This window comes from Algoriphagus sp. SE2, assembly GCF_039563885.1.
In the GTDB taxonomy this organism is placed as follows: Bacteria; Bacteroidota; Bacteroidia; order Cytophagales; family Cyclobacteriaceae; genus Algoriphagus.
On sequence record NZ_JBCLWJ010000009.1, the window covers coordinates 167,297 to 179,153 of the forward strand.

12 protein-coding genes are annotated in these 11,857 nt (G+C 40.2%); all 12 read left to right on the forward strand.

From position 1 onward, the window contains the following. Nucleotides 1–51: 51 nt before the first annotated feature. A complete protein-coding gene (locus AAGF08_RS12525; RefSeq protein ID WP_343511532.1) occupies nt 52–795 on the forward strand; it encodes a DUF6090 family protein in 744 nt (247 codons plus the stop codon). Nucleotides 796–821: 26 nt separating this feature from the next. After that, nucleotides 822–1,547 carry a DUF6090 family protein gene (locus tag AAGF08_RS12530; protein WP_343511533.1) on the forward strand — a complete coding sequence of 242 codons (726 nt, stop codon included), beginning with the start codon at nt 822–824 and terminating at the stop codon, nt 1,545–1,547. 4 nt (nt 1,548–1,551) lie between these two features. After that, nucleotides 1,552–2,277 (forward strand): hypothetical protein, encoded by a 726-nt coding sequence (locus AAGF08_RS12535; RefSeq protein ID WP_343511534.1) that lies wholly within the window; start codon nt 1,552–1,554, stop codon nt 2,275–2,277. Further along, a complete protein-coding gene (locus tag AAGF08_RS12540; RefSeq protein ID WP_343511535.1) occupies nt 2,274–2,804 on the forward strand; it encodes a VOC family protein in 531 nt (176 codons plus the stop codon). The genes AAGF08_RS12535 and AAGF08_RS12540 overlap by 4 nt, the downstream gene beginning before the upstream one ends. Nucleotides 2,805–2,808: 4 nt before the next feature. Further along, on the forward strand, nt 2,809–3,552 hold the full coding sequence (locus tag AAGF08_RS12545; RefSeq protein WP_343511536.1) for a DUF6090 family protein: 744 nt from the start codon (nt 2,809–2,811) through the stop codon (nt 3,550–3,552). 214 nt (nt 3,553–3,766) lie between these two features. Further along, nucleotides 3,767–4,228: an IS200/IS605 family transposase gene (gene tnpA, locus AAGF08_RS12550; RefSeq protein ID WP_343511537.1), complete on the forward strand. Its 462-nt coding sequence runs from the start codon at nt 3,767–3,769 to the stop codon at nt 4,226–4,228. 94 nt (nt 4,229–4,322) lie between these two features. Next, nucleotides 4,323–5,030, forward strand: a complete 708-nt coding sequence (locus AAGF08_RS12555; protein WP_343511538.1) for a DUF6090 family protein — start codon at nt 4,323–4,325, stop codon at nt 5,028–5,030. Continuing rightward, nucleotides 5,023–5,184 (forward strand): DUF6090 family protein, encoded by a 162-nt coding sequence (locus tag AAGF08_RS12560; protein WP_343511539.1) that lies wholly within the window; start codon nt 5,023–5,025, stop codon nt 5,182–5,184. The genes AAGF08_RS12555 and AAGF08_RS12560 overlap by 8 nt, the downstream gene beginning before the upstream one ends. Nucleotides 5,185–5,196: 12 nt before the next feature. Continuing rightward, nucleotides 5,197–5,829 carry a hypothetical protein gene (locus AAGF08_RS12565; RefSeq protein ID WP_343511540.1) on the forward strand — a complete coding sequence of 211 codons (633 nt, stop codon included), beginning with the start codon at nt 5,197–5,199 and terminating at the stop codon, nt 5,827–5,829. Between the two features lie 475 nt (nt 5,830–6,304). Further along, the gene (locus AAGF08_RS12570) at nt 6,305–11,056 is read left to right on the forward strand and encodes an ATP-binding protein (RefSeq protein WP_343511541.1); all 4,752 of its coding nucleotides are present in this window, start codon (nt 6,305–6,307) and stop codon (nt 11,054–11,056) included. Further along, nucleotides 11,053–11,238: a hypothetical protein gene (locus AAGF08_RS12575; protein ID WP_343511542.1), complete on the forward strand. Its 186-nt coding sequence runs from the start codon at nt 11,053–11,055 to the stop codon at nt 11,236–11,238. Before AAGF08_RS12570 ends, AAGF08_RS12575 begins: the two co-directional genes overlap by 4 nt. A gap of 337 nt (nt 11,239–11,575) precedes the next feature. Further along, nucleotides 11,576–11,857 (forward strand): hypothetical protein (locus AAGF08_RS12580; RefSeq protein WP_343511543.1); only part of this gene is annotated, 282 nt, incomplete at its 3' end.

Here is an 11,857-nt window from a genome sequence, read left to right on the forward strand (position 1 = left end):
TTTTGACAAAACTTGATTATTAATGAAGCCCTCTAAATTGATTTTTTAACCATGATCTCATTTTTTAGAAAAATCCGTCAAAATCTCCTGTCTCAAAGTCAGGTCACCCGCTATTTGGTTTATGCGATTGGGGAAATCTTTTTAGTAGTTATAGGAATTTTGATAGCCCTACAAATCAACAATGCCAATGAGGCCCGCAAAGCAAGAATTTCAGAGATGGCAGTATTAAATAATCTTATTCAGGATTTAAGAGCCGATTCTCTCTCATTTACTGAAAACCTTGCAAGCCTAACTAAAATAAATAACCTGCATAAGGTACTCTATGAAATCGGAGTGAAAGGGATGGATTTGGAGATTGAAAACCCCAATATGATCAGGTTCATGATCTACTATAATCCTGTAGCGATAAAGAATGATCCTTCTGTTGCTGGTAAAATCTCGGATGAGGTAATTCGAAAAGAGATTGTCACTTATGCCAGGAATTTAAAAGATCTCGATGATGCTTATTCGGAATTTTCCCAATTGGTAGAAAATAGAATTCGGTTTTTTTTGAGCGACAAAAAAGTCCACCAATTGTCCAGCTGGTTTGATAATAATGGCTTCAAAACTAAAGGAGAAGTACCCATTGATTTTATTGATGAAGCAGATTTAGCCCTTCTTTCCAAAACACCGGAATTTCAACAACTGATTTTGGAATCATCCATCAAATGCAAAAACACCGAATTCAACATTGAAACAGTCCTGACGCAAAACCAAAAACTAAAGGAATTGATCATGGAGGAATTGGCCAAATGAACAATTCTTTCACTAGCTTAAACTAAATGAAACGAATCCTCACCACCCTCAAAGAAAAATGGCCCGAATATATTCTGGAAATCCTCGTGATTACCCTTGGTATTTTGGGCGCTTTTTTGCTCAATAATTGGAATGAACAAAAAAAAGACCAGCAAAAAGCAATAAAATTATTAGTAGACTATCGTGATGATCTCGGCAAGGATACAATTATGCTAAAATACTACATTGATTGGCTTGACCCACGAATTGAATCTGCAGAAAATAATATCGCCCGAATTAAGGGAGAAAATGCCACATTCGATACGGTAAAACACATCGCTAAATTTGAGCATGATCCATTTATAAATATGGTTTTTGCATATAACAATAGCACATTTAACTCGATGGTATCTGCAGGTACACTGAGTCTATTGGATCTGGATTTGAAACGAAAAATACTTCTTCTTGATGCTATACAAAAACAAACATTCGCGGATGATATGATAACTAACTACTTCACACTTACTTCCCAATTTAAACTTGATTATACCTGGGGAAATGAAGAGGGTAGCGGCTACGCAGGTAAAGTAATGTGGAATATTCAAAATGAACGGGATTTTGTAGTCAAATACTTAGCAATGACCGAATTTAGAGTTCAACTACTAAGAGTACTAAGGTCCAGATACAATGAGTGCCAAACCCAAACTAAAAAATTGATAGATAGTTTGGACCCAATTATTCTTGAAGAAAATAAGGTGATCGACAAATCTTGAATTTATGAAACGAATCCTTACCACCCTCAAGGGAAAATGGCCGGAATACTTTTTTGAGATCCTAGTGCTGATCATCGGTATTTATGGAGCTTTTGAGTTGTCAAACTATGGTCAGAACCAGGCAAGAAAACGGGCAGAAATCGAAATCCTTAAAGGCTGTAAAACAGAACTGATGACCGATCTGGTGGAAATCAATTTCAACATGAATGAGCTCAGGAAAAGCCAGATCGCCCTAAAGGTGATCCTTGAAGTTTTGGAAAATGATGGCTCCTACCACGATTCCCTAGCCTCTCATTTCATTTATACGCTTCTACCTATGCATTTCGTTCATTCTACCAGTTCCTTCGAAACAGCTAAATCGAGGGGTTTGGATATCATTTCCAACAATGAAATCCGCAATAAGCTGATCGCTGTCTATGATTCCCAATATGATTTTTTCCTAAAAGCGGAGGATGAGGAATTGGCTGAAGTGCAATACCATATGAGGCAAATATTGCCGGGTCGGTTTGAATCCGGGTATAATTTTGAGGGTAAGGAAAATACTTTTGAAGGGAGCATGGTACCAATGGACTTTGAATCCCTCAAAACTGATCAGGAGTACATTTATTTTATCAAAACCCAACAAAATCGCACCAAATCTTATCTCAGCTACTTTTACGAAAACCTAAGAAAATCGGTAGAGTCCCTGATAAATGATTTGGATCAAGAAATTAAAAGACTAGATCCATGAAAAGAATTCTCAATTGCCTTAAAAAACCAACCTCCTTTTTCCTCTTGTTAATGGGTCTGCTTGGCTGCCAGACCAAAGAAGCAAAAGAGGTATTGCTTTCTCCACGATTCAACCATGTTTACTTAAACGTTTCTGATTTGGACAGATCCGTGGCTTTTTATACCACTGCATTTGAACTAAAACTAGAAAAGCAAATCAAGAAATTAAAACGAACATCGGTAGAAGGTACTGTGGAAGAATTCGAAACTTCCCTTTCTTTTTTAAAATTTCCTGGACAGGACTTTGTTTTGGAAATTGGGGAAAATCTTGATTCCCAATCTGAAAATAGCTCGGCCAACTACGCCCATTTAGGAATTGATGTGGATGATATTGAGGCTGCGAGCGAACGAATTTTGAAAGCCGGTGGGGTAATGATCCGACCAGTGTCATTGGTAGAAACAGAGGATACTATTGTGAAGAATGCGTTCTTTACAGGACCTGATGGAGAAACCCTTGAATTGATGCAGCTTATTTCAGGCGATTTTTAGAAATATGAAAAGAATCCTCTCCATTCTCAAAGAAAAATGGCCAGAATACATCTTAGAAATTCTGGTGATTACTATCGGCATTTTAGGGGCTTTTGCACTGAATAACTGGAATGAAAACTCTAAAAACAGAAACCTTGTACAGGACTATTATTGCAGATTTTTGGCAGATCTCAAGCAGGATGAAATCCAGCTGAATATCCTACTGGAGGAAAGCAAACTCCGATTGACCAAAAGCAATGAATTACTTCGAGAGCTACTATTAGATTCTCCTGAAAAGGAAAAATCTATCCAGTTAATGCTTCAAGCTACATCGAAGATAAGTTACGAGTTCACCCCTATTTCTGCCGGATATAGCGATCTAAAATCTAGTGGAAATCTCAATACATTTACCGATCAGACTATCGTGGATCAGGTAGGGACATATCTCCAAGAAGCGGAAGGTCTAGCGAATAATATCTCCACCAATGGTCGAATTGGCCTTGACGAAATGTTCGAAATAGATGACTTCCATGCCATAGGTTTTATCGATAACACCTTTCTGAAAGAAGGGCTAGACACGACCATTGTAAGGCAAGAATTGCTCGACCGAAACCCACTAACCCCTCTTCAACTGAAAGAACTCAAACACGTGGCATCCTTACTGATCGCGGTCAATTATAGAAATAACCTCCACTATGGCTCTATTTTGACCAAAATAAAGGACCTTACTCCCCTGCTTGACAACAAATGCACTATGCCCCAGAATTGATTTCCTGCAAAAATTATGATCTCATTTTTCCGCAAAATCCGCCAAAACCTCCTTTCACAAAACCGGGTGACCCGGAATTTGGCTTATTCCGCAAGGAAAATTGGTTCCAATATGATTGGTAAAAACAGTCCCTTTAGGGACTCGATATGGGTAGAACAAACCATTTTGCAAAGCCCCCTCCGTGCCTTTAGGTACGGAATATAAAATTTTAATCATGGCAAACTCCTACACCCAAATTCATATTCAAGCAGTCTTTGCAGTCCAAAACCGTATTTCTCTAATCCAAACTGATTGGAAAAATGAACTCTATAAATACATTACCGGTATTGTCCAAAAATATGATCACAAGGTTTTGCAAATCAACGGTATGCCCGATCATATCCATATACTGATGGGGTTCAGGCCTACCCAAGCATTATCAGATTTGATGCAAATGGTAAAGGAAGATTCATCAAAATGGATTAATGCTAAAGGTCTTGTCAAAGGAAAATTCTCTTGGCAATCAGGATATGGCGCGTTTTCCTATTCAAAAGATCAGGTAGCAAGGGTAGTAAAATACATTCAGGAACAAGAAAACCATCATTCGAAAAGATCCTTTCTCGAAGAATATGAAGAGCTTCTGAAGATTCATGGGGTGGAATATGATCAACGTTACATTTTCAAACCCATCGAATGATTATATCCTGTACCTAACGGCACAGGTCATCATCGCTATAAAATTTTCTACCCATATAAAGTCCCTAAAGGGACAAAACAAACACAATGATTCTATGATCTCCTTCTTCCGCAAAATCCGCCAAAAACTCCTATCTCAGAATCGGGTCGCCCGGTATTTAATCTATGCAATGGGAGAGATCTTCTTGGTGGTGATTGGGATTTTGATTGCCTTGGCTATCAACAATTGGAATGAAGAGGTAAAAAATCAAAAAAGAGAAAAAGCATTTTTAACTAACCTTCGAGAAGATTTGAGAGCAGACTCCCTTAGACTTCAAGAATTAAACAACACTTTGCAATCCGCAGTCAGTTTCAAACGGGTTTTTGAAAATCGGATTAATGGAAAAGAAAGTGATCAAGATTCTGTAAATGCCAATTTCAGGGGACAGTATAATATATTGGTAGACTTTATTCCTAATTCCACCTCGATGGACGAATTAACTAGTGGAAATAGCCTCAGCCTTATTTCCAATTCCTCCTTGAGACGAAAAATTGTTGCACTCTACAACAACTACAATGACCTGATCTTGAAATTAAAAGTTGGCCAGGAAAAGGGACAAACTGTGGTAAACTATGTCAGTCAAAAAGTAAAAAACATTAACCAGCCAACAAACGAAGAGATTGACCGCCTTTTGGAAGACCCATTTTATGTGAATCAAACTTTAATGAACTACTTGGTTACCCAATTGGAAGCTGTTACTGCCGCTCAGCAAAATTGCAATGAGACTTTGGTTCTAATCAGAAAGGAGCTAATCCATGATTAGTCTCTTTCGTAAAATCCGCCAAAAACTCCTTTCCCAAAACCGGGTGACTCGCTACCTAATTTATGCTCTTGGTGAAATTCTGCTGGTGGTCATCGGTATTTTGATAGCCTTGACTATAAATAATTGGAACACCAACAGACCAGAGCGAATTTAAGAACAAGCCATTTTGAAACAACTTCAAGAAGAGTTTGAATCTAACCTTCAACAGCTCGACATTAAAGTAGAATTGAGAGAGAATATTATGTCGAAGGCAGCAGAGGTTCTGGATTATATTGATACCGAAAAGGATATTAGCAAAGATACGCTTCTGCAGAAAATGAGTATTATACTAATAGCACCTACTTTTGACCCTATTCAAAATGACATCTTACAATCTGATAAGATCCAGTTGATTTCTAATAGCAGATTGCGCAGGATGCTCGGAAACTGGCCTTCCTATGTGACAGAATTAAAGGAACAAGAAACTGAATGGGTAAATCTTTATAGTGGTTATACAGCCCCCTATTTGATAGATATTTGGCTTTCCCGAGATCTTAATATTTATTTTTTTGATGATCCCAGAAACCTAAACTATCTGATGGATAAGAGCAACAGTCCGAGAATCAACCTGAAACCCTCGAAAAACACGCCATCTGTGAAAGAAATATTAAATGATGTCAAACTCGAGGGTATTTTATCCAGTGCTATCTTAATTAATGTAGGAGTTAACGTGGAATCACAATCCTTACGGTCAAAAATACTTGATATTCTGGAATCAAGAGATTCTGAAATAGTAACCAAAGAAAACCCGAATTTATAAATTAAAAAATAATAGACTTGAATACCCAACTTATATGAACCTAGGAGAAAGTACCAAATAGACTTTTCTAATTATCATTCTTGAGGGTATAGAATATAGAAAAGTTAGTTTTGAGGGATCTCCTTTTTGTTGAAACAACATTTTTAGGAACAGGATTTTTTAAAGAAAATCCCCAATGGCTAAATCACTGAATCATTTAAAAATTGGAAACATTTTCTGGTTGATTTATACCCAAGAATTTGTATTTTGTCAATGCCAAACTGAATTTTTACGGGTTATAATTTTGAGATTTTCTAGACCTTTATTTTCTAGAATTAGAATAATAGGCTTCTTTTCAGGTGGCACCACTTAGAATTGGCATCTATTTGTTAAAGTAGGTTGCTGGTTTCAAAGTTTTTTAAAGATGATCATCAAATGAATTTGATTAATAGAAAGCGAAACCTGCCCTATAATAATCAACACCTAGAATGCCTAAATGAAAATTACCGAATCACTTAAAGCAGAGTTAGCCGAATGGCTTGAAACCTTCTGGACTACCTACATCAAAGGTGACTATGAGCACTGGGCCACATTTGTTGCGGATGATTACTATAATATCGGTGGGACCAAAGAAGAGATCTGGCATAGCAAACAGGAAATTTTGGAATACAGCTATGCCTTGCAAGATCAGATGGTCGGTCAGGCGGAGATTCGCAACCGAACCATTGAAGTTCTTCCCTATGACGATTATTTGATGGTCAATGAATTCACCGACCTCTATGTGAAAATAGATGGAGAATGGATTTTCTACGGGCCTTTTCGCATGTCATCTCTTTTGGCAAAAACAGAAACAGGATGGATCGCTTTGCATCAACACGGATCCTACCCAGACATGAAAGCCAGTGAAGGAGAGGCCTTTGCTGCAGATGCACTCAAAGCTGAAAACAAACGTCTTCAAGAAGCAGTCGATCAGCGAACTTCCGAACTTCTTTTGAAAAACCGGGAGTTGGAAATCGAGGCAGCCCTCGAAAAAGTGCGAACCGCGGCCATGGGGATGAATACCCCGAATGATATGCTCCAGGTTTGCCGAGTTATCGCTCAGCAATTAGAAGTCATCGGGTTGGATCAAATCCGAAATGTACAAACTGCTATTATTGAAGCTCAGGAAGAGATTTATCTATGCTATCAATATTTCCCTAGCTACGATCGAGATATTATCGAGCGTACTGAATACCGGAAAAATCCTGTGGAGCAGCAAATGGTCAATCAAATGCTTGCCGCAAAAGACAGTCATTTTTTGGGTGAATTGACTGGAAAGGAACTTCAAGATTTCATAAGTCATCGCAAGAAGGAAAATCACTTCAAAGATCCTCTTTTGGAAGAGTCGGATAATTTGGGATACTGTTTTCTTTCCATTGGTGAAGGAGGTTTGGGATTAACTCTTTACAAATCTCTGGATGAGCAAAGTCTAACTATTTTTAAGCGATTTCATCAGGTTTTTTCTCTTGCTTACCAGCGATTTCGGGATATTCAAAAAGCAGAAGCACAAGCCAGAGAAGCTCAGATCGAAGCTGCCTTGGAACGCCTGAGGTCAAGATCTCTTGCTATGCAAAAAAGTGAGGAGCTGGCTGAAGCCTCCATCCTTTTAGAAGAAGAAGTTAGAAAACTGGGAATCGAGAATTGGGGCTGTGCATTTCATATTTACGATGAAGAAACTACAAGTGGCAAACCTTGGGATTTAGAATGGTTCACTTCATCTGCTGGTTTTCTTCCATTTTATAAAACTCCCAGAGAAAATGTATTCCTACAATATTATAACGAGAGTAAAAAAGGTAATCCACTTTATATCCAAGAGTTTGGTCCAGAAGTAATCAAACAACATTACGATTACCTCAAAACTTTGCCGGTTTTAGGTGAGGCTCTAACCGATTTACACAATTCAGGAGTACCGCTCCCCGAGAATCAAATTGACCACGTGGCATTTTTTAACCATGGACATTTATTGTTCATTACCTATAAGCCAATTCCAGAAGCCCATGATATTTTCATTCGCTTTGCCAAAGTTTTTAATCAAGCTTACACTCGCTTCCTAGACCTCCAAAAAGCTGAGGCACAAGCCAGAGAATCACAGATCGAAGCTGCTCTTGAGAGGATAAGAGGGCAAGTGGCTTCAATGAGAGAGTCAACAGAGCTTCTGGAAATTGTGGTGACGATGCGAAGTGAGTTTGTGGCTTTGGGGCATGAGGCACATTATTTCTGGCATATGCGCTGGCATCCTGAATCCTATGAAAAAGCTATGACTTCAGGAGATGGTACTCAGATTGGAATGGTGATGAGCCTGCCGAGACGTATTCATGGAGAAATCAAGTCGGTAGCAGAATGGGAAAAAGGCTCCGATCCTATCTTAGTTTTAGCAATGGAGACTGAGAATGCAGTTGACTATGTCCATAAAATGATCACTTGGGGTGATTTTGAACGAGTAGATCCTCAAGCTCCAACCTTGGATGATATTCGACATATTCAGGGTTTGACCTTTGTCATGGCCCGTACGAGCCATGGTGAAATTGGATTTAGTCTCCCAGGATCTGTACCAAATCCTCCTCAGGAATCTATGGATACCTTAGTCCGCTTTGCGAAGGTATTTGATCTGGCATACAAGCGATTTGAGGATTTGAAAAAAGCGGAGCATCAGACCCGTGAAACCCAAATTGAATTGGCATTGGAACGGGTCAGAAGCAGAAGCATGGGAATGCAAAAAAGTAATGAGTTACAAGAGGTAATCAAACTAGTTTATCAGCAACTCATTAGTTTAAATATAAAGCTAGATCATGCGGGATTCGTAGTGGACTATACTCCTCAAGGGGATTGGCATTTTTGGATCGCGGATGAGCAGCAAATTCCCTCGAAAATAACTCATCCTTATTTCGAATCTGTATGGGCAACTCAATTCAATGAAGCCAAAGAGAATGGGGTCGATTTTTTTACTACCAATCTTGATTTTGAAGAAAAGAATAAATTCTATAAAGAGCTTTTAACCCACGTACCTGGATTATCTGAGGAAGTAAAAGCATTTTATTTAAACTGTCCTGGTTTGGCTATCACTACAGTATTGTCAACTAATGTTAGTTTATATATCGAAAACTTCTCGGGTATTCCTTACACAGAGGCAGAAAACAAAATAGTGATGCGATTTGGGAAGGTTTTCCAACAAACCTATACTCGATTCTTAGATCTTCAAAAAGCTGAAGCACAAGCGAGAGAAGGACAAATCGAACTCTCTCTGGAGAGAATCCGGGCCCAGGTCACGGCCATGAGGCAGTCTGATGAACTCTTTGATATCGTGGTAGCTATGCGAAAGGAATTTATCTCGTTGGGTCATGAAGCTGACTATTTCTGGCATATGAAATGGACTCCGGAAAACTACCAGATGTCAATGACCTCAGAGGATGGAGAAAGAGTAGGCATGATCATCTCCGTACCCAAATTTGTACACGATGAGATTCCAAGACTGGCGGAATGGGAAAAGAGTGATTCCCCCATCATTGCATTGGATTTAAATGGACCAGAGGCCTGGGATTACATTGACAAAATGAATACCTATGGCAAGTATGAACAGGCCGATCCCCATGCTCCTTCCGAAGAAGATATCTTGGCCATTGGTGGGCTGACTTTCGTCATAGCGCGGACTACTCATGGTGAGATTGGTTTCAGTTTGCCAGGCCAAGTGCCTTATCCTCCTCAAGAGTCAACCGAAACACTGATTCGCTTTGCGGGGGTTTTTGACTTGGCCTACAGACGATTTGAAGACTTGCTCACTGCTGAAAAGCAAAACAGAAAAGCGAAAATTGAGCTAGCATTAGAGCGGGTCAGAGCCCGGGCTTTGGCTATGCAAGAACCGGAAGAACTCATAGAAGTAGCGCAAGTCATGCGTGAGGAAATGGGATTAGTGGGGGTAGAAGAACTGGAAACCAGCTCGATCTATATCAATAAAACTACTGGCGGTATGGCTGAATGCTGGTATTCCATCAAAGATATTCGCGATGGAGCAAAAACTTATTTAGCAGACCATTTTGATCTAAATTATCAAGATACCTGGGTGGGAAGACAAATGCTGAACTTCTATCAGAGCGAAGAGACGAAAACCTCGATCGTAATGAAAGGAGAAAATCGAAGAGAGTGGATCAATTACTGTGCAAACCAATCCCCGAAACTCGAAGGCTACTACGGCACCGAAATACCGGAACGCACCTATCATTTGACCAAATTTTCTAATGGGGCAATCGGAGCTGCAACCCCAGGAGAGATTTCCGCTGAAAGTTGGGAACTATTAGCTCGAGCTTCATCGGTTTTCTCTTTAGCTTATTCAAGATTTAAGGATCTCTCCCAAGCCAGAGAAGATTTGAAGAAGCTTAAAAAAGCTAAAGCCCGGGCTGAAAAAGCGCTTAAAGAACTGAAAGCTGCTCAGGAACAACTGGTACAACAGGAAAAACTCGCCTCCCTTGGCCAGCTCACCGCTGGCATTGCCCACGAGATTAAAAACCCGCTCAATTTTGTGAATAATTTCTCCGACCTCAGCAGAGAGCTTATCGAGGAGGTATTTGAGGAGTTGGGGAATATGGACGAATCGGATGCCAAGGAAGAAATCATCGCCATTCTAAACGATGTAAAATCCAATCTCAGCAAAGTCCATGAACATGGTACAAGAGCAGATAGTATCGTCAAATCCATGTTGCAGCATAGTCGGGCTACAGGAAGCAAGCGTGAACCAAAAGCATTTAACCCTTTAGTCAAGGAATTTGTAAACCTTTCCTTTCATGGCATGCGGGCCGGAAAATCTCCTATCAATGTAGATCTGGATTTTCAACTAGACCCAAAAGTGGGTGAGGTGAACTTGATCAGTGAAGATTTTTCAAGAGTGATTTTGAACCTCTGCAACAATGCATTTGATGCCATGCGGGATAAGCTCAAGTCAGGGGAATCAGAAGAATATTTACCAAAGCTCAGCGTGAAAACAGCGCTTCAAAAAGATAAAATCATCTTTTCGATAACGGACAACGGCTTTGGCATCCCGGATGAGATCAAAGACAAAATCCTACAGCCTTTTTTCACTACCAAAAAAGGGACAGAAGGAACGGGGCTTGGGCTGAGTATCAGCCATGATATTGTGAAGGCACATGGTGGGGAGTTAACAGTAGAAACTACCAAGGGCGAGGGAACTACATTCAGCATCCAAATACCACGATCATGAGATGGAAATCCGCGCAATCCAAAAATCAGTACAAATCCCTGTCTCGCCGGCAGGAAGGCGTGATTCAGACCATTGATGATAGTATCAAAGTACGTGGTGTAGAGTCGAAAGTGGACGAAAGAAAACCTTACAGCTTCGGGAAAAACCAAGCCATCACATTTAAAATCGAATTGTATGTGTAAGCAAATAATACTATCGCCATTTATGCCCATTATTCGGGCGATGAAGGTATTCCTGCCCTTGATTGTACTGGCGGGCTGCACTGGTGGGTCCGGGGATAAGGACAACTCGTTCCCCCCGCCCCTTTTTCCGCAACCCCAAACCGTAGAACTTGGCAGCTACATCACCAATGTGGTAACAGGCGATACCATACAAGCCCTTGTAAATTCATCGGGTGATACCTTAAAAACCGGAATCCCTATTCCGGTAAAAGGCAAAGTCATTCACCCTGACAGTGTAGCCAAACCCAGGGTGGTACGGCTGACGCCCCCCGACAGCAGTTACAATGCCCACCCCAATGTGTACACCATACCGGATGACCTTACTATTATTCAGGTAAATAAGGATGCCTTAACCACTATTTTACTAGAAGAAATAGCCCAAAACGACACCACCCATTACTTGATAAACTCCACGGGTGACACGGTAAGAACCGGCATACCTGTACAGGTACAGGGCAAAACCGTTCCTACCACCCAACCCCAACCCAAGCCCGCGCTACCGGCAAGGTTTAAAGATGATGCGATAGCAGGCATTCAATACCTGGATAGGGAACAGGGCATGAATTTCTCATCCGTTAGT